General features: G+C 66.0%; 25 protein-coding genes. 3 read left to right on the forward strand and 22 right to left on the reverse strand.

Features of this window, described 5'->3' with window-relative positions:
• Nucleotide 1: 1 nt before the first annotated feature.
• Complete coding sequence (locus tag D3H34_RS24470) at nt 2-1,888, forward strand: glycosyltransferase family protein (protein ID WP_119556841.1); 1,887 nt, start codon at nt 2-4, stop codon at nt 1,886-1,888.
• Here the strand turns inward: D3H34_RS24470 and nagZ are convergent.
• The 22 genes from nagZ to D3H34_RS24580 all read right to left on the reverse strand — a co-directional run bounded on the left by nagZ (nt 1,858) and on the right by D3H34_RS24580 (nt 21,524).
• Nucleotides 1,858-2,955 carry a beta-N-acetylhexosaminidase gene (nagZ, locus tag D3H34_RS24475; protein ID WP_119556842.1) on the reverse strand — a complete coding sequence of 366 codons (1,098 nt, stop codon included), beginning with the start codon at nt 2,953-2,955 and terminating at the stop codon, nt 1,858-1,860. The two genes, D3H34_RS24470 and nagZ, sit on opposite strands and share 31 nt — an antisense overlap.
• Before the next feature lie 44 nt (nt 2,956-2,999).
• On the reverse strand, nt 3,000-3,392 hold the full coding sequence (gene acpS, locus D3H34_RS24480) for a holo-ACP synthase (RefSeq protein WP_056572075.1): 393 nt from the start codon (nt 3,390-3,392) through the stop codon (nt 3,000-3,002).
• Nucleotides 3,389-4,150 (reverse strand): pyridoxine 5'-phosphate synthase, encoded by a 762-nt coding sequence (locus tag D3H34_RS24485; RefSeq protein WP_119556843.1) that lies wholly within the window; start codon nt 4,148-4,150, stop codon nt 3,389-3,391. Before D3H34_RS24485 ends, acpS begins: the two co-directional genes overlap by 4 nt.
• The gene (recO, locus tag D3H34_RS24490) at nt 4,147-4,917 is read right to left on the reverse strand and encodes a DNA repair protein RecO (protein ID WP_119556844.1); all 771 of its coding nucleotides are present in this window, start codon (nt 4,915-4,917) and stop codon (nt 4,147-4,149) included. The genes D3H34_RS24485 and recO overlap by 4 nt, the downstream gene beginning before the upstream one ends.
• Before the next feature lie 129 nt (nt 4,918-5,046).
• Entirely contained in the window at nt 5,047-6,012 is a 966-nt protein-coding gene (gene era, locus D3H34_RS24495; protein ID WP_119556845.1) for a GTPase Era, read from the reverse strand.
• A 7-nt stretch (nt 6,013-6,019) separates the two neighbouring features.
• Nucleotides 6,020-6,706, reverse strand: coding sequence for a ribonuclease III (gene rnc, locus D3H34_RS24500; RefSeq protein WP_119556875.1), 687 nt, complete (start codon nt 6,704-6,706; stop codon nt 6,020-6,022).
• A gap of 20 nt (nt 6,707-6,726) precedes the next feature.
• Nucleotides 6,727-7,098: a DUF4845 domain-containing protein gene (locus tag D3H34_RS24505; protein ID WP_119556846.1), complete on the reverse strand. Its 372-nt coding sequence runs from the start codon at nt 7,096-7,098 to the stop codon at nt 6,727-6,729.
• Nucleotides 7,099-7,139: 41 nt separating this feature from the next.
• The gene (gene lepB, locus D3H34_RS24510; protein ID WP_119556847.1) at nt 7,140-8,105 is read right to left on the reverse strand and encodes a signal peptidase I; all 966 of its coding nucleotides are present in this window, start codon (nt 8,103-8,105) and stop codon (nt 7,140-7,142) included.
• An 11-nt stretch (nt 8,106-8,116) separates the two neighbouring features.
• Nucleotides 8,117-9,928, reverse strand: a complete 1,812-nt coding sequence (gene lepA / locus D3H34_RS24515; RefSeq protein WP_119556848.1) for a translation elongation factor 4 — start codon at nt 9,926-9,928, stop codon at nt 8,117-8,119.
• Between the two features lie 522 nt (nt 9,929-10,450).
• Complete coding sequence (locus D3H34_RS24520) at nt 10,451-11,929, reverse strand: DegQ family serine endoprotease (RefSeq protein ID WP_119556849.1); 1,479 nt, start codon at nt 11,927-11,929, stop codon at nt 10,451-10,453.
• Between the two features lie 108 nt (nt 11,930-12,037).
• Nucleotides 12,038-13,117, reverse strand: coding sequence for a MucB/RseB C-terminal domain-containing protein (locus tag D3H34_RS24525; protein ID WP_119556850.1), 1,080 nt, complete (start codon nt 13,115-13,117; stop codon nt 12,038-12,040).
• Nucleotides 13,118-13,140: 23 nt separating this feature from the next.
• Nucleotides 13,141-13,815, reverse strand: coding sequence for a sigma-E factor negative regulatory protein (locus tag D3H34_RS24530; RefSeq protein ID WP_119556851.1), 675 nt, complete (start codon nt 13,813-13,815; stop codon nt 13,141-13,143).
• 17 nt (nt 13,816-13,832) lie between these two features.
• Nucleotides 13,833-14,507, reverse strand: coding sequence for an RNA polymerase sigma factor RpoE (gene rpoE / locus D3H34_RS24535; protein ID WP_286186187.1), 675 nt, complete (start codon nt 14,505-14,507; stop codon nt 13,833-13,835).
• A 9-nt stretch (nt 14,508-14,516) separates the two neighbouring features.
• Complete coding sequence (locus D3H34_RS24540; protein WP_119556852.1) at nt 14,517-14,999, reverse strand: hypothetical protein; 483 nt, start codon at nt 14,997-14,999, stop codon at nt 14,517-14,519.
• Between the two features lie 13 nt (nt 15,000-15,012).
• Nucleotides 15,013-16,257 (reverse strand): beta-ketoacyl-ACP synthase II, encoded by a 1,245-nt coding sequence (gene fabF, locus D3H34_RS24545; RefSeq protein ID WP_119556853.1) that lies wholly within the window; start codon nt 16,255-16,257, stop codon nt 15,013-15,015.
• Nucleotides 16,258-16,353: 96 nt separating this feature from the next.
• A complete protein-coding gene (gene acpP / locus D3H34_RS24550; protein ID WP_007830471.1) occupies nt 16,354-16,593 on the reverse strand; it encodes an acyl carrier protein in 240 nt (79 codons plus the stop codon).
• A gap of 100 nt (nt 16,594-16,693) precedes the next feature.
• Nucleotides 16,694-17,437 (reverse strand): 3-oxoacyl-ACP reductase FabG, encoded by a 744-nt coding sequence (gene fabG, locus D3H34_RS24555; RefSeq protein ID WP_056572099.1) that lies wholly within the window; start codon nt 17,435-17,437, stop codon nt 16,694-16,696.
• A gap of 32 nt (nt 17,438-17,469) precedes the next feature.
• Nucleotides 17,470-18,423, reverse strand: coding sequence for an ACP S-malonyltransferase (gene fabD / locus D3H34_RS24560; RefSeq protein WP_119556854.1), 954 nt, complete (start codon nt 18,421-18,423; stop codon nt 17,470-17,472).
• Nucleotides 18,424-18,474: 51 nt separating this feature from the next.
• Nucleotides 18,475-19,452 carry a beta-ketoacyl-ACP synthase III gene (locus tag D3H34_RS24565; RefSeq protein WP_119556855.1) on the reverse strand — a complete coding sequence of 326 codons (978 nt, stop codon included), beginning with the start codon at nt 19,450-19,452 and terminating at the stop codon, nt 18,475-18,477.
• Complete coding sequence (gene plsX, locus D3H34_RS24570; protein WP_119556856.1) at nt 19,452-20,549, reverse strand: phosphate acyltransferase PlsX; 1,098 nt, start codon at nt 20,547-20,549, stop codon at nt 19,452-19,454. The genes D3H34_RS24565 and plsX overlap by 1 nt, the downstream gene beginning before the upstream one ends.
• A gap of 61 nt (nt 20,550-20,610) precedes the next feature.
• Nucleotides 20,611-20,793 (reverse strand): 50S ribosomal protein L32, encoded by a 183-nt coding sequence (gene rpmF, locus D3H34_RS24575; RefSeq protein WP_057592299.1) that lies wholly within the window; start codon nt 20,791-20,793, stop codon nt 20,611-20,613.
• Between the two features lie 173 nt (nt 20,794-20,966).
• Entirely contained in the window at nt 20,967-21,524 is a 558-nt protein-coding gene (locus tag D3H34_RS24580; RefSeq protein ID WP_119556857.1) for a YceD family protein, read from the reverse strand.
• An 86-nt stretch (nt 21,525-21,610) separates the two neighbouring features.
• Here D3H34_RS24580 and D3H34_RS24585 point away from each other — a divergent pair, with 86 nt between their 5' ends.
• Both D3H34_RS24585 and D3H34_RS24590 read left to right on the forward strand, forming a co-directional pair.
• Entirely contained in the window at nt 21,611-22,192 is a 582-nt protein-coding gene (locus D3H34_RS24585; RefSeq protein ID WP_119556858.1) for a Maf family protein, read from the forward strand.
• Nucleotides 22,189-22,959, forward strand: coding sequence for an SAM-dependent methyltransferase (locus tag D3H34_RS24590; RefSeq protein ID WP_119556859.1), 771 nt, complete (start codon nt 22,189-22,191; stop codon nt 22,957-22,959). The genes D3H34_RS24585 and D3H34_RS24590 overlap by 4 nt, the downstream gene beginning before the upstream one ends.
• The last annotated feature ends 1 nt before the right edge of the window (nt 22,960 follow it).

Below are 22,960 nucleotides of genomic sequence, written 5' to 3' on the forward strand. Positions count from 1 at the left end.
CATGACCCTGCCACGGCTGCACTTCACGTCACTGTCCGAAGACGCGGTCTGCGGCGACATCGTGCAGACCTACCGGCTGGCGGCCGAACGGCTGGGCTACCCGACGGCATACGCCCCTGCCACCGTCGATCCGGACGCGGTCAACCTCCTGTTCTTCTTCTGGAACATTCCCTGGAAGAACTTCGCATCGCTCCATCCGAACTGCATCGTCGTCAACCTCGAGCCGATGGTCGAGGGCACGCATGCGTGGAACGCCAACTACCTCGACCTGCTCCCGCGCTGCTACCTGTGGGAGTACAGCAAGACCAACTTCCAGCGCCACCGCGAGCTCGGGTACCAGAACGCTGATTGCGTGCCGCTCGGCTGGGAGCCTGACGCGGCGCGCATCCTGCCGTGGTCCGAGGTGCTGCCCGAAGAGGCGCGGGACATCGATGTCTGCTTCTTCGGCTCACTCACGCAGCGGCGGATCGACATCATCGACGCGCTGCGCTCACGCGGGCTGCGCGTCGAGGTCACGAGCAGTGGCTTCTGGTCGCTGGAAAAGCGCGAAGCGACCATGCGTCGCACCAAGGTCATGCTGAACCTGCACAACTGGGAGGATTCGCGCGTGGTCGAGACGCCCCGCCTGTCGACCCTGCTGCGCCACCGCAAGGCCGTGGTCTGCGAGCTCTACCCCGACAGCGAGGTCGACCCGGCTTTTCGCGACGCGGTGGTCGGCGTGCCCTACGACCAGCTGGTCGACGCCGTCGTGGCGCTGGTCGCCGATGCGCCGCGTCGCGTACAACTCGAGCGCGAGGGCCTCGACAAGATCAATGCGACCGTGGCCCCGCCGGACATCGGCCCCGCGCTGGGCCGCTACTTCGCCTGGCGTGCCCAGCAGCCCGACCGCGTGCCGCCGGTCGTCATGCCGCGCGTGACAGTCTGCCTGACCCTCGACGGCACCCGCGACGACTGGCTGCAGGACCTGCGCGACTGGACCACGCAGGCCGATGTGGCGCTGGAACTGGTCGTGGCTGCGGCAGGCCTGCCCGCAACAGCCGAAGACGAGGCGCGCGCCATCGCCCCCAACCTGCGATGGATCGCACTGCCCATGGCCTGCGACCGCGCCACCCTGCGCAACCTCGCTCTCGCGCAGGCCACCGAAGACCACGTGGTCTTCGCCGTTGCAGGCGACCGCGCCCTGCCCGGCCGCGTGCAACGGCAGGCCGCGCTGCTCGCCGCCTGCCCGGACCTGGACATCGTCGGCTGCTGGAGCGAGACGCCCACCGGACCGCTGAAATACGCCCAGCGGCACGACGAGATCGTGGCTGAAGCGCTGAGCTCCGAGCCATTGCAGCTGTCGGCCTGCCTGATCCGCCGCCGCTTCCTGGAACGCACCGGCGTGCGCCACGACCCCGAGTTCTCGGTGCATGACGACCTGCAGATGCTCTGCCGCTGCATCGTGGCCGGAGCACGCTTCGCGGTCATTCCGCAGGTGCTGCACCGCCCCGCGCCGGTCGAGCCGCCGGCCGACCTCCCGCATGCGGCCTCGCTCGCCATGCGCGCGCGGCGCGCGGTGCTGCGGCACCTCCTGCCGCGCAGCCGCGTGGCAGACATCGACCTGATCGCCCAGCTCTATGCCCACTTGTGGCCGCCGCAGCGCGACTTTGCCGAGCAGCTGCTGCGCACCGTGGCGCACGCGTGCATCGCCCCCACAGGCACGCGACGGATCGACGCAGAAATGCTGACGCGCGCACTGCGCACCGAAGCCTTGCGGCTGCTGCAGGTGTTCTTCCGGGCCAATCTGGCCGACAAGCCCTGGCTGGAATCGCTGTTCGAGACGCCCGAGGTGGCCGCGTTTCTCGGCCCTGCGGCGAATCAGCTGCCGGTGCGGCCCTTCCGCGACTGAGCACCAGCCAGCAGGCGCTGCGCCTGCACATATCGCGTCGAGGCCGTGAGCGCCTGCCAATCGAGAGCTCCATCGCCCGGCAACAGCGAGCGTCGCCGTGCTTCGCTGGCCGCATCGCCTTGCCACCGCCCGTTGGCCGCAGCAGCGGTGAAACCGTCGAGCATCTCGTCGAGCGGTCGACCCTCGCCGATGCTCTGGTTGCACAGCAGCGCCAGGTCGCAACCCGCCGCAAGGGCCGCCAGCACGGCGTCGGCATAGCTCAGCAGCTCGCCGTCGATGTAGCGCCCGGCCTCCATGCTCAGGTCGTCGCTGAACACCACCCCGTCGAACGCGAAGCGTTGGCGCAGGATGTCCTTCAACCATTTCTCGGAGAAACCCGCCGGCCGCTTGTCGACTTTCGGGTAGATCACGTGCGCGGGCATCACGGCGGCCAGCGTGCCCGCCAGCCAGTCGTAGGGCCGCGCGTCGTCGGCCAGGATGGCCTTGAGGCTGCGCTTGTCGACAGGGATCTCGACATGCGAGTCGGCCTGCACGAAGCCGTGCCCCGGAAAGTGCTTGCCGCAGTTGCGCATGCCCATCTGCAGCATGCCGTGCATCACGCTCTTGGCCAGCAGCGCGACCACGCGCGGGTCGCGGTGGAAGCTGCGGTCGCCGATCACGCTGCTGCCGCCGTAGTCCAGGTCGAGCACCGGGGCGAAGCTGAAGTCGACGCCGCAAGCGCGCAGCTCGCCGGCCAGCACCTGCCCGGCAGCGGTCGCGACCTGCGTGGCGCGCAGGGCGTCGCGCATCCACAGCTCGCCCAGGCTGCGCATCGAGGGCAGCCGCGTGAAGCCGTCGGTGCGAAAGCGCTGCACGCGCCCGCCTTCGTGGTCGACGCAGATCAGCAGGTCCGGCCGGATCGCCTTGATCTCGGCATTGAGCGCAGTCATCTGCGCGCGGTCCTGCCAGTTTCGGGTGAAGTGGATCACGCCGCCCACATGCGGGTTCGCGAGGCGCCGGCGGTCGGCGGGGGTGAGTTCGATGCCGGCCACATCGATGAGGAGCGGCGCGTGGTTCAGTTCGGTCATGTCTGTCGGTCGGTCGATCAATCGGCGTGGCGCCGGAGCTTCGTTCAGGCCTTCTCCACCACCACGAAGCTGGCGGCGTACTCGGTTTCGTCGGTGACAGTCACGTGCGCCGTCAGGCCCTGCGCCTCGAACCAGTCTTTCAGTTCACCATGCAACACGATCACCGGCTTGCCGCTGCGCAGGTTGGCGATTTCGCACAGACGCCAGCTCATCGGCATGCGCATGCCCAGGCCGATGGCCTTGCTGAAGGCTTCCTTGGCGGAAAAGCGCGTGGCCAGGTAGCTCAGGCCGCGCTTGGGCCAGCGTGCGGCGCGGGCCTGCCAGATGGCGAACTCGGCGTCGCTGAGCACCCGCCGCGCGAAGCGCTCGCCCTGGCGTTCGAAGGTGGCCGCGATGCGGCGCACGTCGCAGATGTCGGTCCCGATGCCGTAGATCATGCGGCGTCGGCGATGCAGCGCAGGTAGTCGCGCGTGGTCGCGGCGTACCCGAGTTCGAGCGCATCGGCGACGAAGGCATGGCCGATCGACACCTCATGCACGCCGCGCACCGCGCGCAGGAACGGCGTGAGGTTGTCGCGGCTCAGGTCGTGGCCGGCATTGACGCCCAGGCCTGCGGCGTGGGCGGCCTGTGCCGCGGCCACGTAGCGCGCGAGCACGGCGTCTTCCTGCGGCGTGCCGCGCGAGGCGGCGTAGCCTTCGGTGTAGAGCTCGACGCGGTCGGCGCCCACCGCCTTGACGGCGGCCATCATCTCGGGAATGGGGTCCATGAACAGGCTCACGCGCACGCCCAGCGCCTTCGCTTCGGCGATCAGCGGGCGCAGGCGGTCGGCGTCTTCTGGGAAGCTCCAGCCGTGGTCGCTGGTCGACTGGGTTTCGCTGTCGGGCACGAAGGTGGCCTGGTGCGGTTTCAGCTCGCGCACGAAGTCCATCAGGTTGTGGAAGGGGTTGCCTTCGATGTTGAACTCGATGGCCGGCCAGTCGCGGGCCAGCAACTGCGACAGGTCGCTCACGTCGTGCGCGCGAATGTGGCGTGCGTCCGGCCGCGGATGCACGGTGATGCCTTGCGCCCCCGCGGCGAGGCAGGCCTGGGCGGCGCCCACCACGCTGGGGATGCCGAGGTGGCGCGTGTTGCGCACCAGGGCCACCTTGTTGAGGTTGACAGACAGTGAGGTGATGGTGCGGTCTAAATTGCTCATAGTGCTTGGAGATCTCTCATCATCTGCCGCGTGCGCAGCGTGGACACGCCGCAATGGTAGTTGAGCAAGGCGCGCAGCTGGTTTCGCAGGGCACTGTTGCTGCCCGCGTTCATCGTCGCGACCTCGCGCAGCGTGGCGGTGAAGGGCGCGCGGTCGTCGAGCACATCCTGCAGCGCCCGCCAGTCGGCGCCCGCCAGCGCGGCCTCGTCCTTGGCTGCCTGCCGCAGGCCGGCTTCCGGCACGAGGCTGTAACGCGTGCGGGCCGCCAGCGGTTCCAGGGTGAGCGTCTGCACATCGAGCGAAGGCAGCAGGCCGACCGAACGCAGCAGCAGCAGCTCGAAGGCGCGCAGCGCGGCGGCGTGCGTGGCCGCCTGGGCACCGGCGTGGTCGCCGGCCAGCACCTGCACCACGCCGGCATAGGCGTCGAACAGCGCCTCGTGTGCGTCGTCGCGCGCCAGCAGGCGCAGCAGCAGTTCGTTGACGTAGTAGCCCGAAAGCAGCGCCTCGCCGGTCGGCATGACGTGGCCGCCCATCCACTCGGCGCCCTTCAGCGTGCGGATCTCGGCGTCGCCGCCGTAATTGACCTGCAGCGGCTGCAGCGGCAGCAGCACCGGACGGAAATTGGAGCTCGGCCGCTTCGCCCCCTTGGCCACGAGCGCGATGCGCCCGTGGTGACGGGTGAAGACCTCGAGGATCAGGCTCGACTCGCTCCAGTCGTAGCGATGGAGCACATAAGCCGGCTCGTGCGAAACGCGGTGGGTTGCCATGTCAGTGAGCAATCGAGCATCAGGGCTTGAGGCCAGCAAACGCCGCGGAACCGGCTTTGCCGGGCCGCTGGCGTTGCCCCCTGCAAGGGGGTTGGCGGCTACGCGAAGCGAGCAAGCCTGGGGGTTTGCCTATTCATAGCCGAAGGAGCGCACGCGGGCTTCGTCGTCGGCCCAGCCGGAGCGCACCTTCACCCACAACTCGAGGAACACCTTGGCGTCAGCCAGCTTCTCGAGCTCGACGCGGGTTTCCATGCCGATGCGCTTGATGCGCTCGCCCTTGTCGCCGATCACCATGGCCTTGTGGCCATCGCGCTCGACCACGATGGTGGCGGCGATGCGCAGCAGGCGTTTCTGGCCCTTCTTCTGGGGCGGCTCTTCGTCGAACTTGTCGATGATGACGGTCGAGGTGTAGGGCAGCTCGTCGCCCGTGAGGCGGAAGAGTTTCTCGCGCACCAGCTCGCCGGCGAGGAATTTCTCGCTGCGGTCGGTGAGCTCGTCCTCGTCGTAGAACCAGGGCTGCTCGGGCAGGTACTTCTCGCAGATGCCGAACAGGCGCTCGACGTCCTTCGCGTTCTTCGCCGACATCGGCACGAACTCGGCGAAGCTGTGCTTCTCCTGCATCGTCTTCAGCCAGGGCGCGATGTCGCCGCGACGGTTCACGTTGTCCAGCTTGTTGGCCAGCAGCACGGTCGGGATGCCCTTGCCGAGCAGCTTCAGCACGCGCTCGTCGGCCGGCGTGAAGCTGCCGGCCTCGACCACGAACAGGATCAGGTCCACGTCGCCCACCGCGCCCTGCACGGTCTTGTTGAGCGACTTGTTCAGCGCGTTGGCGTGCAGGGTCTGGAAACCCGGCGTGTCGACGAACACGAACTGCGTGGCCCCCAGCGTGCGCATGCCGGTGATGCGATGGCGCGTGGTCTGCGCCTTGCGCGAGGTGATGCTGATCTTCTGGCCGACCAGCGCATTGAGCAGCGTCGACTTGCCCACATTGGGCTTGCCGACGATGGCGATCAGGCCGCAGTGCTGCGGTCCGGTGGCAGGCGCATCGCCTGCGGTGTCTTCGGGTCCCGCTTCGGGATGGATGGCATCGTTCATTCTGATTTCACGCGGCGCCGCGTGCCTTGAGCCGGATCAACATGGCGGCCGCGGCAGCTTGCTCGCCGGCGCGGCGCGAGCCGCCGATGCCGCGCTCGCGAAGGCCCAGCTCGGGCACCTCGCACTCGACATCGAAAGTCTGCTTGTGCGCCGCACCCAGCGTCGCTGCCACGCGGTACACCGGCAGCTTCATTTTGTGGCCCTGCAGCCATTCCTGCAATTCGGTCTTGGGATCCTTGGCGGCAGCTTCCATGCGCGGATTGATCTCGACCGACTCGTACAGCCGGTGCACCAACGCCTGCGCGGCCGCAAAGCCGGCGTCGAGGTAGACCGCGCCGATCAGCGCTTCGAGCGCGTCGGCCAGGATCGATGGCCGGTTCGGGCCTCCCGATCGGGCCTCGCCTTCGCCCAGGCGCAGCAGCGGCGACAGCGCCAGCCCCAGCGCGAGCCGGTGCAACGTGTCCTGTTTGACTAGGTTGGCACGCACGCGCGACAGGTCGCCCTCGGGCAGCGCCGAAAGACGGATGTAGAGCAGGTGCGAGACGGCCAGGTTCAGCACCGAGTCGCCGAGAAACTCGAGGCGCTCGTTGTGATCGGCCGAGAAACTGCGGTGCGTGAGCGCGAGCTGGAGCAGCCGCGGGTCCGAGAACGTGTACTGAAGGCGCGCCTGCAGCGCGACGAGGCTGCCGTCCACCTTCTTGATCGACACCGCGGTCAGCGGCTTTCGCCCTTGTATTTGAGCGTCAGGTAGGCCGGCCCGAACAGGGGAATCTCGCGCTCGTACGCATACGAGACGACGACCTTGTCGCCCACCTTCTTGATCTCGAGGTCCCTGCCGCTGACCGACTTGAAGTCGTCGATGGCCTGGGCGCGGTCGAAGATCGCGCGGATTTCAGGCACCGTCGCGCCTTCCTTGGCCTTGTTGGCCGCCTTGTCGATGGCCTGCCATTCGATCAACGTCGGAATGACCTGCGCAACCACGACGCCCACGCAGCCCAGCACCGCCGCGACGAACACCAGGCCGATGAAAGAAATGCCACGCTGGCGCGCGGCACTGCCACGGACGGACCGACTGTTTGTTCTCATGCCCTCTTACCCCTCGAACAGTGCCGTTGACTGCTGATTAATTATTGAAACGGACCGATGCGACCCAGGTCGCCGAAGTTCATCCAGACAAAGAATGCCCTGCCCACGATGTTCTTGTCCGGTACGAACCCCCAGAAACGGGAATCGGCCGAATTATCGCGGTTGTCGCCCATCATGAAATAGTTGCCTTCGGGCACCTTGCACACCACGCCCTCGACCGAGTAACGGCAGTTCTCGCGGAACGGGAAGTCGCTGGCGCCCGGCACGAAGGCGGGGGCGTTCTCGTCGTTGAGGATCTTGTGCTGCTTGCCGAGGAGGTCTTCGTCGAACTGCTTCAGGATGCGCATCGACTCGCCGTCGAGGTAGTCGGCGATCGGGGCCTTGCCCACCGGCTGGCCGTTGATCGTGAGCTTCTTGTTCAGGTAGGCCACCTCGTCGCCCGGGATGCCGACCACGCGCTTGATGTAGTCCATGCTGGGCTTGGGCGGGTAGCGGAACACCACCACGTCGCCACGCGCCAGCGGCGTGCCGTCGGTGATCTTGGTGTTGATGACCGGCAGGCGCAGGCCGTACGTGAACTTGTTGACCAGGATCAGGTCGCCGGTCAGCAGCGTGGGCATCATCGAGCCCGAGGGAATCTTGAAAGGTTCGTACAGGAACGAGCGCAGCAGGAACACCACCAGGATCACGGGGAACAGGCCCGCGGTCCAGTCGAGCCACCAGGGCTGCATCAACAGGCGCTCGCTGGCCTTGGCGTCGGTGGTGTCGACCTGGGTGATGCCCTGCCCCGCCAGCCGCGTGTTGCGTTCGGTGATGGAGCTGTCGAGCGCGGCGGCGGCGCGTTGGCGCTGCGGCAGGAAGTAGAAACGCTCGGCCAGCCAGTAGACCCCGGTGACCACCGTGGCCACGAACAGCAGCAGCGCGAAGTTGCCTTCGAGCGCGCCGAAATACCAGGCGCCGACGTAGGCGGCGAACGCCGCGAGAACCAGGGTGGTGAGGTATGCCATGTTCGTGGTGATCAGTCTTCGACTTGCAGAATCGCGAGGAAGGCCTCTTGCGGGACTTCGACGGAGCCGATCTGCTTCATTCTTTTCTTGCCCGCCTTCTGCTTCTCGAGCAGCTTCTTCTTGCGGGAGATGTCGCCGCCGTAGCACTTGGCCAGCACGTTCTTGCGAAGCGCCTTGATTGTCTCACGCGCAATGATCGTGACCCCGATGGCCGCCTGGATCGCCACGTCGTACATCTGGCGCGAAATGATCTCGCGCATCTTCGATACCACTGCCCGGCCGCGGTACTGCGACTGGCTGCGGTGCACGATGATCGACAGTGCATCGACCTTGTCGCCGTTGAGCAGGATGTCGACCTTCACCACGTCGGACGCACGGTACTCCTTGAACTCGTAGTCCATCGATGCATAGCCGCGGCTCACCGACTTCAGCTTGTCGAAGAAGTCGAGCACGATCTCGCCCAGCGGCATCTCGTAGGTCAGCATGACCTGGCGGCCGTGGTAGGCCATGTTCATCTGCACACCGCGCTTCTGGTTGGCCAGCGTCATGACGGAGCCGACGTATTCCTGCGGCATGTACAGGTGCACGGTCACGATGGGTTCGCGGATCTCGGCCATCTTGCCGACGTCGGGCATCTTGGACGGGTTCTCGACCATGATCACTTCGCCGTCGTTGCGCACCACCTGGTAGACCACGCTCGGCGCGGTCGTGATCAGGTCCTGGTCGAACTCGCGCTCCAGGCGCTCCTGCACGATCTCCATGTGCAGCAGGCCGAGGAAGCCGCAGCGGAAGCCGAAGCCGAGCGCCTGGCTCACTTCGGGTTCGTAGCGCAGCGACGAATCGTTGAGCTTGAGCTTCTCGAGCGCATCGCGCAGCGAGTCGTACTCGCTGGCTTCGGTCGGGTACAGACCCGCGAACACCTGCGGCTGGATTTCCTTGAAGCCGGGCAGCGCCTCGGTGGCCGTCGCGGCAGCACCGCCGGTGCCGGGCCGGATCAGCGTGACCGTGTCACCCACCTTCGCCGCCTGCAGCTCCTTGATGCCCGCGATGATGTAGCCCACCTCGCCGGCTTCGAGCGAGGCGCGCGCCTCGTTGGCGGGCGTGAAGACGCCGATGTTGTCGGCGTTGTACATGGCGCCCGACGCCATCATCTTGATGCGCTCACCCTTCACGAGCCGGCCGTCGACCACACGCACCAGCATGACGACGCCAACGTACGGGTCGAACCAGCTGTCGATGATCATGGCGCGCAGCGGACCGTCGGGATTGCCGCGCGGTGCGGGCATGCGAGCGACGATGGCTTCAAGAATCTCGTCGATGCCCACGCCGGTCTTCGCCGAGCACGGGATCGCGTCGGTCGCGTCGATGCCGATCACGTCTTCGATTTCGGTGCGCGCGTTGTCGAGGTCTGCATTGGGCAGATCGATCTTGTTGAGCACCGGCACCACTTCAACGCCGAGGTCGAGTGCGGTGTAGCAGTTGGCCACCGTCTGCGCTTCAACGCCTTGCGACGCATCGACGACGAGCAATGCGCCTTCGCATGCGGACAGCGAGCGACTCACTTCATACGAGAAGTCGACGTGGCCCGGTGTGTCGATCAGATTGAGGTTGTAGACCTGTCCGTCGCGCGCCTTGTAGTGCAGCGCGGCGGTCTGCGCCTTGATGGTTATCCCACGCTCTTTTTCGATGTCCATCGAGTCGAGCACCTGCGCTTCCATCTCGCGTTCCGCGAGGCCGCCGCAACGTTGGATCAAACGGTCTGCCAGAGTCGACTTGCCATGGTCGATGTGCGCAATGATCGAAAAATTTCTGATGTGATTCATCAACGGGAACGCTTAAGTACTTGAATTGGCTCGGGCGCCGAGGGGCGAGGCCAAGAAAAAAGGGCGCGTCTTCTGGAGACGCGCCCTGAACCAACAAGCAATGGCAACTGCAGTAGTTGGGACTTCATTGTAGGCAAAAAGGGAAGCGCGTACATCCGGGAACAGGGTCCAAAGGGCTCGTTGCAGGTCCACAACATCAAAGATACTCACAACTTATCAACAGGATCGGTGGAGCAGTAACTGAACAACTTGTGGGTGATCTGTGGAGCACCAGTGGACGGCTGTCTGACATCTCGCATCGTGAAGGCCATCGCCCTCTTTATGCGCTGACCGGCCGCCGAGAGCTGTCTATTCTACCGAAATCCGTCCTTAGCCTTTTCATAAGTTAGTGATCGCAAACTAATTTCAATGTTTTTTAGGCTCTCGATTTTTTTGAAGCCCGGCATCCGAGCGTCGTAAACACCTCGAAAAAATGGCCCCAAACCCGACTGCCGGGTGGGGCCACTTGACGCCAGCGCTGGATCAACGTGCGGGTCGGATCAGGGCGTACTGCGCCCAGTCGCCCCGGCGATACAGCACGCTCAGCGGCTTGCCCTTGTCCGCCTTGGCGATCGCCGCCTCGAATTCGCGGGCATTCGCCACCTCGAGATTGCCCACGGCCATGATGATGTCGCCCTCGCGCAGGCCGGCCCGCGCAGCAGCATCGTTGGCAGCGTCGACCTTCACGCCGCCCTTCAGCTTGAGCTCCTTCTTCTGCGCGTCGGTGAGGTCGCTGACGCCGAGGCCCAGCGACTTCAGCGCCGCGGAGGCAGACGGCTTCGCCGCCGGCTCGTCACGATCGCTCGCGCGCTTGGTCGGCTTGTCGGGCTCGATCTCGGCGATGGTCACGCTGAGGTCGCGCGCGCTGCCGCGGCGGAACACGGTGAGCGTGCTCTTCGTGCCCGGCTTCGTGTTGCCCACCAGGCGCGGCAGGTCGCTCGGTTTCTCGATCGGCTTGCCATCGAACTTGGTGATGACATCGCCCGGCTCCACCCCGGCCTTCTCGCCCGGCGAGCCGGCTTCGACGCCGCGCACCAGCGCGCCCTGCGCCTTGCCCAGGCCGATGGCTTCGGCCACGTCCTTGGTCACCTGGTCGATCTGCACCCCGATGCGGCCGCGCGACACGCGCCCCGAGGTGCGCAGTTGCTCGCTGACGCGGATGGCTTCGTCGATCGGGATCGAGAACGAGATGCCCATGAAGCCGCCCGAGCGCGAGTAGATCTGGCTGTTGATGCCCACCACTTCGCCGCGCATGTTGATCAGCGGTCCGCCCGAGTTGCCGGGGTTGATGGCCACGTCGGTCTGGATGAACGGCAGGTATTCGCCCGTGTCGCGCTGCTTGGCGCTCACGATGCCGGCCGTGACGGTGTTCTCGAGGCCGAAGGGCGAGCCGATGGCCATGACCCACTCGCCGACGCGCAGCTTCGAGATGTCACCCACCTTGACTGCAGGCAGGCCCGTGGCTTCGATCTTGACCACAGCCACGTCGGTGCGCTTGTCGGCGCCGATGATCCTGGCCTTGAACTCGCGCTTGTCGGGCAACGTGACGAGCACTTCAGAAGCGTCTTCCACCACGTGCGCATTGGTCATGACGTAGCCATCGCCGGTCAGGATGAAGCCCGATCCCACGCCGCGCGGACGCTCTTCTTCTTGCTGCGGACGGTTCTGGCGCGGCCCCTGGCGCGGCGTACCCGGCAGCGGCTGGCCGAAGAAGCGGCGGAAGAACTCCTGCATCTCCTCGTCCATCTCGCCGTTGCCGCCGCCACGTTGCGCGACCTTCTCGACGGTTCGGATGTTGACCACCGAAGGGCCGACCTGATCGACCAGGTCGGTGAAGTCAGGCAGCGTGCGTGTCTGCGCATGCACCGACTCGACCGGCAGGAAAGTGGCACCGGCCGTCAGTGCCAGCGCGAAAGCCAGCAGACCGGAACGAAGCTTGTGTCCCTCGACTTTGAACATCATCGGTTGTCTTTCCAAAAGAACAGGGCTGCAAATAACGACAGAGGCTATGAGTACGCGACGCCGGCTTGGTTCAGCACGAACGCCTGGATGGCGTCAGCCCATCGCCCGTCAGCGCGTGCGCGCAAGGCTCTGGGCAAAAGCATTGAGCGTCTGCTGCGGCACCTCACCGACCGCGGTCAGCCACCAATCGCTGGCAGGTGCGGGCAAGCGCCGGCGGATCGCGTTGGTGGCGCCGATGGTCAGCACGCCATCGCTCGGCGTGCGTGCGGGGTCGTAGCGTTCGATGAAGAGCGAGACCGTCGCGAGGCCGTCGGAGAAGGTCCACTGGACGGTGGTCGCTTCGGGCTTCGGCGACTTGCCGTCGCCGCTGGGCAGCGCGGGGCGCCGGAAGAAGCTTCGGGGCTTGAATCCGGCCACGGGTGTTCGCAGCATCCAGCCTTCATCTTGTGCCGTGCTGCGCTCGAGCTCGAGCTTCTCGATGCGATAGCCGCTCGTATTGGCCATCATCTGTGCCAACGCTTGCGCCTTCACGGGCGCATCGAGCTGCAGCTCGGAAAACGCCGACTGCTCGACCACGCGGGTGTCGCTGTCGACGGTCTGGAGCTTCACCACGAGGCCGGAGCGCCGCTCGCTCCAGATGCGGTAGCCGAAGCGCAGGCCGTCACGCGGCACCAGCTGTACCACGTCGGCATCGAAGCCTGCGACGCGGTCCTTGCCGATGGCACGCACGTCGTAGTAGTCGCCCACCGACGAATCCGGCTTGTCGGGCAGATTGGGAAAGAGATCGAGGTTCTCGCGCTTCTCGACCTTCACGACCTTTGCCTCGGGCAGGAAGGTCATCACGCTGCGGTTGCGGCGGAAAGTCGAACGCGGCGGGCCGGAGAGCGCTTCGATGCGCTCCAGCTGATGATCGCCGTCGCGCACATGCCAGATGCGCGCACTCGACAGGTCACCGCCCGGGGCCGACACCACGAAGGTGCCCACGTAGCTGCGCTGCCGCGCGCCCGCGTGCATGCGCTGCAGCCACTCGGTCACGCCCATGGCCGGCGGTTCGTCGTTCTGCGCCGAAGGCACGCTCTTCGTGTTCGCCGGACCGTAGCGGGTCTGCGCGGCGGCCATCTGCCCCAGGCAAAGAACGGCGAACACAAGCACGAAGGTGCGTGCGGAAATCGGCATTTGAACGGTCATTGCAAGCGGCGACGGGCGCGCAATCAGCGCGTGGGACCCTCGAAGGTGGCGTTGCGCAGGAAACCCGACGGCATTTGCGACGCACCACCGGCCTGCTGGTGGGCCTCGAGCAACTGGTCCAGGCGCGGATCGCGCAGCATGACCTGCGGATTGCCATTGCCGACCAACACGCGAGTCGGCGTCAGGGCGCCGTTGCCCGGCAGCTCGCTGCCACCGGCAGCGGCCGCCAGGACCGAATTCGCCACGGGCTGCTGCACCGCAGCCAGTTGCGCTCCGCCATTCGACACCGCCGCACCGTTACCGACCAGCGTCCAGCTGATGGCCGCCACGGCCATCAACGACGCGGCACCGGCCACCAGTTTCCACCGAAACACAGGCTCGTTGGCCGCCTCGGCGCGTTGCTGCACAGGCATCGCGGCCGGCACAGCGGCGAGCGGCGCCACGGCCACAGGCGGGGCGATCACGACCGGCCCCTCGGCGAGCCGTTGCTGGAAGCGCGCCAGGAAGGCCGAGCTATCGCTGCAGCGCGAATGCGCCGACGAGCGCAGCACATCGCCCACCACGTGGTACGCGTGCCAGGCCGCCCGCGAGTCGTCCTCGGCGCAGACGGATTCGATCGCACGCGCGAACGCCTCGCCCTGCAAATGGCCGTCCGCCAATGCGGACACCTGTTCCCGAACCGTCATCGTCTGATTCATGTCATTCACCTGCTGATCTACCAACGCTTGCCGGACTGGTTGTCCAGCAGCGGCTTGACCCTGGCCGAAATGGCCTCACGCGCCCGGAAAATACGCGAACGCACCGTGCCGATCGGGCAATCCATGACCTCGGCAATCTCTTCGTAACTCATCCCCTCGATCTCGCGCAGCGTGACCGCCTGGCGCAACTCGTTCGGGAGCGCTTCCATGGCGGCCTCGACGGCATTGGCGATTTCGTTCGCCGCCATGACCGATTCGGGGGTTTCATCGCTGGTTGGTTCGTTTCCAGGACGGTAAGTTTCATCTTCGTCGTCCGAGGACGAACGCAGTGCGCTTTCGGAGACGGTCGGATCGCGCTTCATGTCCACCAGCGCCTTCTTGGCCGTGTTCACCGCGATCCGGTACAGCCAGGTGTAGAACTGCGCCTCGCCGCGAAACTGGTGCAGCGCACGGTAGGCGCGAATGAAGGTTTCCTGGGCGATATCCTCGATCAGATCGACATCGCGCACCATGCGTCCAATCAAGCGTTCGATGCGGCGCTGGTACTTGATGACCAGCAGCTCGAACGCCTTCTGATCGCCCGCGACAGTGCGCTGGACCAGCTGGAAATCGACCTCACCCGGGCGCGGCGCACTGGCCGTCCCATCGGGCAGCGCAGCTTCCGGAGGCACGGGCGGCAAGGAAGTGGTCATCGAAACGGGTCAGGGCGCATCGGCCGGAGCGGTCGCGCGCCAGGGGTCGCCGGTCACCTCGGCCACCGGCGGCCGCGCATAGACCGCACGGCGCACGTCGCGCCAGCGTTCGGGCATGGCCCGTTGCTCGAGCCAGACCCAGCGTGCCGCGCGGCCGGGCTCGGCCAAGCGGATCAGCAGCAGCGACTGAAAATCGAGCGCCACGACGGCGCGTGCAGCCAGCACGCCACGCGAGGGGTCGGCACCGGTCAGCGACCAGTGCAATCCATCGAAATGCAGCATTGCCGCACCGTCCCGCCGCAGGCTGAAGCCCGCCGCGACACCGGAAAAGACAACGCTGAGAAGCAACAGCAACTGGCGCCAGCCATTGCTATCGAACAGATAGCAAGCAGCACCCGCGCAGCAGACGCCCAGGGTCCAAAGGGCCAGAAGAATCCGGGTGGCGCCGCGGGTGCGCTCCACCGGATAGGTCACCGACGGTGCGCTGTGCATGGAAGAGCGACGCTCAAGCGCGCTTGAACACCAGCGTGCCGTTGGTGCCGCCGAAGCCGAAGTTGTTCTTGACCGCGACATCGATCTTCAGATCGCGCGCCTCGTTGGCGCAGTAGTCGAGATCGCACTCCGGATCCTGGTTGAAGATGTTGATCGTCGGGGGGCTCTTCTGGTGATGCAGCGCCAGCACCGTGAACACCGATTCGATGCCGCCCGCGCCGCCCAGCAGGTGGCCGGTCATGGACTTGGTCGAATTGACGACGAGCTTCTTCGCGTGGTCGCCGAACGCCAGCTTGACCGCATTGGTCTCGTTGAGGTCGCCGATCAGCGTCGAGGTGCCGTGTGCATTCAGGTACTGGACCTGATCGGCATTGACACCCGCATTGGCCAACGCCATCGCCATCGAACGGCGCGGACCGTCGACGTCGGGGGCGGTCATGTGGTACGCGTCGCCGGTCATGCCGAAGCCCGAGACTTCGGCGTAGATCTTGGCGCCGCGCGCCTTGGCGTGTTCGTACTCCTCGAGCACCAGCACGCCGGCGCCCTCGCCCAGCACGAAGCCGTCGCGGTCCTTGTCCCAGGGGCGTGAAGCCGTGGCGGGATCGTCGTTGCGGGTGCTCAGCGCGCGAGGCGCGGTGAAGCCGCCGATGCCGAGCGGAGAAATGGTCGATTCGGCACCGCCCGCAATCATGACGTCGGCGTCGCCGTACTCGATCATGCGTGCCGACGTGCCGATGGCATGCAGGCCGGTGGTACAGGCGGTCACGACGGCGATGTTCGGGCCCTTGAAGCCGTACTTGATCGACACGTGACCCGAGATCATGTTGATGATCGACGCCGGCACGAAGAACGGCGAAATGCGGCGCGGGCCGCGATTCGCGTATTCGCCGTGCGTCTCTTCGATCATCGGCAGACCGCCGATGCCCGAGCCGATGTTGCAGCCGATGCGCACGGCCTCTTCATAGGACAGCGCTTCGCCGGTCGGCAGTCCGCTGTCCTGCACCGCCTGGATGGCGGCGGCGAGTCCCAGATGAATGAAGCGGTCCATGTGACGCGCTTCCTTCTCCGAGATGTATTGGGTGATGTCGAAACCCTTGACCTCACCGGCGAACTTGCAGGCGAAGGCGCTTGCATCGAACGCGGTGATGTTCGCAATGCCCGACTTCCCGGCCAGCAGGTTGGCCCAGGATTCGGTTGCGGTGTTTCCGACAGGAGCGATGCAACCGAGTCCGGTCACGACGACGCGGCGTTTGGTCATGCCGGCAAACCTTTCTGGAAGCGCTGGACAGCTGCCGAACGGCGCGGGCGGTTGAAAAAAGAGCCGCCGGCCGTCGTTGCAGTGTCAGCTGGCCGATCAGGCCTTTTGATTCTTGGTAGCGTAGTCGACGGCGTTTTGCACCGTGGTGATCTTCTCGGCGTCTTCGTCCGGGATCTCGATGCCGAACTCGTCTTCGAGTGCCATCACGAGTTCGACCGTGTCGAGCGAGTCAGCGCCGAGGTCGGCCACGAAAGCCTTTTCGTTCGTCACTTGGGACTCTTCCACGCCGAGTTGCTCGGCGATGATTTTCTTGACACGTGCTTCGATATCGCTCATTTGATTCCCTCTAAGGGTTGTAGGTAACTGGTGGATTTTAGCCGGGGCGGATTGTTGCATTTGCCCCGCGCCCGGTACGGAAAAAGATTGCGCCTTTCGGCTACATGTGCATGCCGCCGTTGACGTGCAGCTCCTGCCCCGTCACATACGAAGCCTGTGGCGACGCAAGGTACGCCACCGCATGCGCGATGTCGGCCGGCTTGCCCAGGTGGCCCAGCGGGATCTGCGAGAGCAGCGCCTGTTGCTGAGCTTCCGGCAGGCTGGCCGTCATGTCGGTCTCGATGAAGCCCGGCGCGACGCAGTTGACCGTGATGTTGCGGCTACCGAGTTCACGGGCCAGCGCACGGGTCATGCCCGACACGCCCGCCTTGGCAGCTGCATAGTTGGCCTGACCGGCATTGCCGGACGCCCCCACCACGCTCGTGATGCTGATGATGCGACCATAGCGCTGCTTCATCATCGGACGGATCACCGCGCGCGAGAGACGGAAGACGGCCTTCAGGTTGGTGTCGAGCACCGCATCCCAGTCGTCGTCCTTCATGCGCATGGCGAGCGTGTCGCGCGTGATGCCTGCGTTGTTGACCAGCACGTGGATTGCGCCGTAGGCCTTGACGATCTCGTCGATCAGGGCTTCGACAGCGGCGCCATCGTTCACGTCGAGCGCGCGGCCGCGGCCGTCGAAAGCGCTCAATGCCTGGGTGATCTTGGCAGCGCCGTCGTCGGTCGTACCGGTGCCCACGACCTTGAGGCCGCGCTGTGCGAGTTCTAGCGCAATGGCGGCACCGATGCCGCGCGTTGCGCCGGTGACCAGGGCGACCTGGCCTTCGAATTTGGGAGTGCTCATAAGAGAGAAAGAGTATCGGGGCCTGGCGGCGGTCAGCCGGCGAGCGATTGTCGAACGTCCGCGAGGGTGGCCGGGTCGTACACCGACGCAGCTTCCAGTTCGGGGGCGATGCGCTTCACCATGCCGGCCAGCACCTTGCCGGGGCCGCACTCGATGATGGCGGTTGCGCCGCGCAGTTTCAAGGCCTGGACGCTCTCGACCCAGCGCACCGGGCCGGCCGCCTGGCGCACCAGGGCGTCGCGAATACGGTCAGGATCGGTCTCGACAGCCACATCGATGTTGTTGAGCACCGGAATCTGCGGCGCGGCCAGCGCCACGCTCGCGAGCTTCTCGCGCAGGGCTTCGGCCGCCGGCTTCATCAGGCTCGAATGGAAAGGCGCCGACACCGGCAGCGGCAACGCGCGCTTGGCGCCGTTGGCCTTCAGCAGCTCGCAGGCCTTGTCGACTGCGGCCTTGCTGCCGGCGATCACGGTCTGCATCGGATCGTTGAAATTCACGGCCTCGACCACCTCGGCGCTGCCGGGGCCGAAAGTGGCGGTAGCTTCCGCGCAGCCGGCGATGACCTTGTCCGACGCCATGCCGAGGATGGCCGCCATCGCGCCGACACCGACCGGCACAGCCTGCTGCATGGCCTGCGCGCGGAAACGCACCAGCGGCGCAGCCTGCGCAAGCGTAAGCACGCCCGAGGCCACCAGCGCCGAGTACTCACCCAGCGAATGCCCCGCAACGACGGAAGGCGCAGCGCCGCCTTCGGCCAGCCAGGCGCGCCACGCGGCCACGCCGGCCACCAGCATCACGGGCTGCGTGTTGGTGGTGAGCGCGAGCTCTTCCTTGGGACCGTTCTTGATCAGCGCACCAACGTCTTCGCCCAGCGCTTCGGAGGCTTCGCGCAAGGTTTCAGCCACGGCCGGGTGATCACCCCAGGCGTCGAGCATGCCGACCGCCTGCGAGCCTTGACCGGGAAAGACAAAAGCAAAGGATTTCATGGTTGTTTCTTCGTCACCGCGCCGACGCCCGCTCCGGGGCGCCGCGACGCACTACAGATTCAATAGCACCGCGCCCCAGGTGAAGCCGCCGCCCACGCCTTCCAGCATGAGGGTCTCGCCCTTCTTCACCTTGCCGGAGCGCACGGCTTCGTCGAGCGCCAGCGGGATCGAGGCGGCCGAGGTGTTGCCGTGCTCGTGGACCGTGACGACCAGCTTCTCGCGCGGCAGCTTCAGCTTCTTGGCTGTGCCTTCCATGATGCGGATGTTGGCCTGGTGCGGAATCAGCCAGTCGATGTCGGCATCCGTCTTGCCTGCCTTGGCGAGCGTGGCGCGCGCAGCTTCTTCGAGCACGCGCACCGCCAGCTTGAAGACAGCCTGACCATCCATGTGCAGCAGCGGCGTGCCGAGCACATTGCCGCCCGAGACATGACCCGGCACGCACAGGATGCCGACGTGCTTGCCATCCGCATGCAAGTCGCTGGCCAGGATGCCGGGCTCGTCGGAGGCCTCGAGCACCACCGCACCTGCGCCGTCGCCGAACAGCACACAGGTCGTGCGGTCGTTGAAATCGAGGATGCGGGAGAACACTTCGGCGCCGATCACCAGCGCGCAGCGCGCGGTGCCCGTGCGGATCATCGCGTCGGCCACCGTCAATGCATAGACGAAACCGCTGCAGACGGCCTGAACGTCGAAGGCCGGGCAGCCGGCGATACCGAGCTTGTGCTGGAGGATCGCAGCCGACGACGGGAACACCATGTCCGGCGTCGAGGTCGCGACGATGATCAGGTCGACGTCGCTGGCCTTTCGGCCGGCAGCTTCCAGCGCGTGCTTCGCAGCCTCGAGGCCGAGGTCGCTGCTGCAGACATCCGGCGCCGCGAAGTGGCGCGCGTGGATGCCGGTGCGCTCGACGATCCATTGATCGGAAGTTTCGATGCCGCGTGTCGCCAGATCCTTGGCAAGGTCGTCATTGGTGACGCGGCGTGGGGGCAGGTAGCTGCCGGTGCCGGTAATGCGCGAAAAAGGGGTCATCAAGCGTGAAGGGCTGTCGCGTCGGCCGGCGCCGCCGACTCCTGCCGCGCGAGCAAAGGCGCGGCGTGGGCGATGCGGGCCCGCACGCGATCGAGCAGGTTGTTGCGAGCGGCATCATAAGCGCGATCCAACGCATGGCCGAAAGCCACTTCGTCGGCCGAGCCATGGCTCTTGAACACCAGTCCGCGCAGGCCCAACAAAGCCGCGCCGTTGTACCGACGGTGATCCAGCCGACCCTTGAACGCTTTTAGAACCGGATAAGCAACAATTGCAGCCAGTTTGGTGAAAATGCTTCGCGAGAATTCGACGCGAATGAATTCCCCAATCATCGAGGCGACGCCCTCGCTGGCCTTCAACGCCACATTCCCGACAAATCCATCGCACACGACGATGTCGGTCGTGCCTTTGAAAATGTCGTTGCCTTCCACGTTGCCGTAGAAGTTCAGGTCCTTGGAATTGGCAGCTGTACGCAGCAGTTGGCTTGCCTTCTTGATGGTTTCGCTGCCCTTGATGGCTTCTTCGCCAATATTGAGCAGACCCACGGAGGGCGCTTCGTTACCCGTGAGCGCAGACACCAGCGCCGAGCCGAGCACCGCGAACTGAAGAAGGTCTTCAGCGTCACAGTCAACGTTCGCACCGAGATCGAGCACGGTCGTCGCCCCGCCCTTCACGTTCGGCAGTTGGGGGGCAATGGCGGGGCGATCGATACCATCAAGGGTTTTAAGCAGATAGCGTGCAATCGCCATCAATGCACCCGTGTTGCCGGCAGATACGGCCGCTTGCGCCGTGCCGTCTTTCACCTGCTGAATCGCGACGCGCATTGAAGAGTCCTTCTTCTTGCGCAAGGCGATTTCGATGGGATCGTCCATGCCAACCACTTCGCTGGCCGGCACGATGCGGGCGCGCGGATGGTCGGCAAACCCCGCCAGCGCAGCCGGCGCACCGACCAGCAGCAACGAGGCTTCGCTGTGCCGCTCGAGAAACGCGCGGCAGGCCGCGAGCGTGACGCGCGGCCCATGATCACCCCCCATGCAATCCACGGCGAGCGTGATTGCGGCGGGCGCAGCAGTGAGTTCGGGAGAAAAAGGCGCAGCCATCAAAACAAAGGCCCGACGCTACAGCAAAAGTAGCCTCGGGCCTTGGCCTTGGGATTCGAGATCAGGCTTCAGACTTGTTCTTGAGCACCTGACGGCCGCGGTAGAAACCGTTCGGGCTGATGTGGTGGCGCAGGTGCGTTTCGCCGGTGGTGGGCTCGACAGCGATGCCGGGCACGCCCAGGGCGTTGTGGGAACGGTGCATGCCGCGCTTGGAAGGCGACTTCTTGTTTTGCTGGACGGCCATGATGGCTCCTGGACGGTTAGGTGGGTGACTGGATGCGGGCTCAGGCGGTGGCAATGAGGCGAAAGCCCCGGCGGCATGCATGGAATGCCGCCTTCTGCCTTGGCCTTGTATGCATTGCTGCTCACGACGGCGCGCGCGAAGCCCATGATTATAGCCCAGCCGAAGAGAAAGGGCTACTTGCCCTCTTCCGACTTGCGCGAACGCAACGCGCCGAGCGCGGCGAACGGGTTTGGCTTGGCCTCCTCGGCGGCCTGGAAATCGTCATCACTGGACGACAGCCGGACCGGCGCCGGGCACACGTCGTGGACCGGCATGACGGGGATTTCCATCAGCAGTTCGTCCTCGATCAGGCCTCGCAGATCGAAATCGCGGCTGACCACGAGCAGGTCTTCGTCCGACTCTTCGTCTTCCGCCTCGGCCGTGGCTTCGTCGGCCACGAAACGAAACCAGCGGTCCACGGACAGCGTGGTATCGACCGGCGACAGGCAGCGCTGGCACACGAGCGGCACGGTGGTCTCCACGTCCAGATGCATCCACGGCACCGCCTTGCCGTCGGCACCGGGGCGCTCCTCGCCATTGGCTTCCCAATGGACCACCGCGTCAGTGATCGGCGTCGCCAGTTCGGCCACGAGTCGCGCAAAGCCCGGGGCCGGATCGTCGCCATCCAGGGTGGCAGCCGCCGCGGTGAACGCGGGCACATTGAGCCTTTCGGGGGCAAATTCTCTCTTCATCCACCCCAGTCTAGCGCGCCGGCCAGCTTCGCTGGCGAGCAACCCGCCGGACGGGTCGGGTCAGATGGCTCACGCACAATCGCCCCATGCAACGCACCGTGATCCTCGCTTCCACCTCGCGCTACCGCCGCGAACTGCTCACCCGCCTCCACCTGCCTTTCGAGGTGCACGCCCCCGAAGTCGACGAAACCCCGCACGAAGGCGAAACGCCCCGCGCGCTTGCCGAACGCCTGGCCCTGGAAAAAGCCAACGCCGTGGCCGCGCGCTTTCCCGATGCAGTGGTCATCGGCTCCGACCAGGTCGCCGACCTGGCGGGCGAAGCGCTGGGCAAGCCCGGCGATCACGCGCGGGCGACGACCCAATTGCGCCGCATGCGGGGCCAGACGCTCGTCTTCCAGACCGCCGTGGCCGTCGTCTGCCAAGCCACCGGCTTCGTCCAGCGCGACATCGCCCCCGTGCGCGTGGTGTTCCGCGACCTCTCGGACGCCGCCATCGAGCGCTATCTGGTGACCGAGCAGCCCTACGACTGCGCCGGCAGTGCCAAGAGCGAAGGCTTCGGCATCGCCCTGCTCGACGCCATCGACAGCGACGACCCGACCGCGCTGGTCGGCCTGCCGCTGATCCGCACCTGCCGGATGCTGCGCGCCGCGGGGGTGGACCTGCTGTGACGACCACCAAAGGCAAGCTCTATCTCGTCCCCGCGCCGCTCGATTTCGGCTGTGACCTCCAGGCGCCGCTGCAGGACGCCCTGCCGCTGGGCACGTTGCAGACAGCCGCCGGCATCACGCACTGGATCTGCGAAAACGCGAAATCGGCCCGCGCCTACCTGAAGCGCATCGATGCGGTGGCACCGCTGGCCGCACCGTTGCAGGCCCAGAACATCCAGGAACTGCCGCGCGAAGTGCACAAGAAAGGCGACCACGCCGGCCAGTTCGACGCCCGACCGTTGCTGGCGGCCGCGCTCGAGGGCCACGACGTCGGCCTGTTGAGCGAAGCCGGCATGCCTGCCGTGGCCGATCCGGGGTCGTCGGTGGCACGCGCCGCACACGACCTGGGCATCACCGTCGTGCCGCTCATCGGTCCGGTCTCGCTGCTGCTGGCGCTCGCCGCGAGCGGCCTGAACGGACAGAACTTCGCCTTCGTCGGCTACCTGCCGCAGGACGGCGGTGAACGCCAGGCGCGCATCCGGGAACTCGAGGCGCTCGCACTCAAAACCGGCCAGACACAGCTCTTCATCGAGACGCCGTACCGCAACGCAGCCCTGCTGCAGGCGCTGGTGCAGACGCTGCAGCACAACACCCGCCTCGCGGTCGCGCGCGGCCTGACGCTGGCGACCGCGCAGGTGCGCAGCGAAACGGTGAAAGCCTGGCGCGCCGCCAAGCCGCAGGCCACGACCGACGACCGCCTGCCCGCCGTCTTCGCGATCGGGCGTTGAC

Source organism: Acidovorax cavernicola, from assembly GCF_003581445.1.

Excerpts from the sequence above, each read along its gene's own strand:
- D3H34_RS24470 (WP_119556841.1), top strand. The coding sequence starts at position 2 with ATGACCCTGCCACGGCTGCACTTCACGTCACTGTCCGAAGACGCGGTC.
- nagZ (WP_119556842.1), bottom strand. The coding sequence starts at position 2,955 with ATGACCGAACTGAACCACGCGCCGCTCCTCATCGATGTGGCCGGCATC.
- acpS (WP_056572075.1), bottom strand. The coding sequence starts at position 3,392 with ATGATCTACGGCATCGGGACCGACATCTGCGACGTGCGCCGCATCGCG.
- D3H34_RS24485 (WP_119556843.1), bottom strand. The coding sequence starts at position 4,150 with ATGAGCAATTTAGACCGCACCATCACCTCACTGTCTGTCAACCTCAAC.
- recO (WP_119556844.1), bottom strand. The coding sequence starts at position 4,917 with ATGGCAACCCACCGCGTTTCGCACGAGCCGGCTTATGTGCTCCATCGC.
- era (WP_119556845.1), bottom strand. The coding sequence starts at position 6,012 with ATGAACGATGCCATCCATCCCGAAGCGGGACCCGAAGACACCGCAGGC.
- D3H34_RS24505 (WP_119556846.1), bottom strand. The coding sequence starts at position 7,098 with ATGAGAACAAACAGTCGGTCCGTCCGTGGCAGTGCCGCGCGCCAGCGT.
- lepB (WP_119556847.1), bottom strand. The coding sequence starts at position 8,105 with ATGGCATACCTCACCACCCTGGTTCTCGCGGCGTTCGCCGCCTACGTC.
- lepA (WP_119556848.1), bottom strand. The coding sequence starts at position 9,928 with ATGAATCACATCAGAAATTTTTCGATCATTGCGCACATCGACCATGGC.
- D3H34_RS24520 (WP_119556849.1), bottom strand. The coding sequence starts at position 11,929 with ATGATGTTCAAAGTCGAGGGACACAAGCTTCGTTCCGGTCTGCTGGCT.
- D3H34_RS24525 (WP_119556850.1), bottom strand. The coding sequence starts at position 13,117 with ATGACCGTTCAAATGCCGATTTCCGCACGCACCTTCGTGCTTGTGTTC.
- D3H34_RS24530 (WP_119556851.1), bottom strand. The coding sequence starts at position 13,815 with ATGAATCAGACGATGACGGTTCGGGAACAGGTGTCCGCATTGGCGGAC.
- rpoE (WP_286186187.1), bottom strand. The coding sequence starts at position 14,507 with ATGACCACTTCCTTGCCGCCCGTGCCTCCGGAAGCTGCGCTGCCCGAT.
- D3H34_RS24540 (WP_119556852.1), bottom strand. The coding sequence starts at position 14,999 with ATGCACAGCGCACCGTCGGTGACCTATCCGGTGGAGCGCACCCGCGGC.
- fabF (WP_119556853.1), bottom strand. The coding sequence starts at position 16,257 with ATGACCAAACGCCGCGTCGTCGTGACCGGACTCGGTTGCATCGCTCCT.
- acpP (WP_007830471.1), bottom strand. The coding sequence starts at position 16,593 with ATGAGCGATATCGAAGCACGTGTCAAGAAAATCATCGCCGAGCAACTC.
- fabG (WP_056572099.1), bottom strand. The coding sequence starts at position 17,437 with ATGAGCACTCCCAAATTCGAAGGCCAGGTCGCCCTGGTCACCGGCGCA.
- fabD (WP_119556854.1), bottom strand. The coding sequence starts at position 18,423 with ATGAAATCCTTTGCTTTTGTCTTTCCCGGTCAAGGCTCGCAGGCGGTC.
- D3H34_RS24565 (WP_119556855.1), bottom strand. The coding sequence starts at position 19,452 with ATGACCCCTTTTTCGCGCATTACCGGCACCGGCAGCTACCTGCCCCCA.
- plsX (WP_119556856.1), bottom strand. The coding sequence starts at position 20,549 with ATGGCTGCGCCTTTTTCTCCCGAACTCACTGCTGCGCCCGCCGCAATC.
- rpmF (WP_057592299.1), bottom strand. The coding sequence starts at position 20,793 with ATGGCCGTCCAGCAAAACAAGAAGTCGCCTTCCAAGCGCGGCATGCAC.
- D3H34_RS24580 (WP_119556857.1), bottom strand. The coding sequence starts at position 21,524 with ATGAAGAGAGAATTTGCCCCCGAAAGGCTCAATGTGCCCGCGTTCACC.
- D3H34_RS24585 (WP_119556858.1), top strand. The coding sequence starts at position 21,611 with ATGCAACGCACCGTGATCCTCGCTTCCACCTCGCGCTACCGCCGCGAA.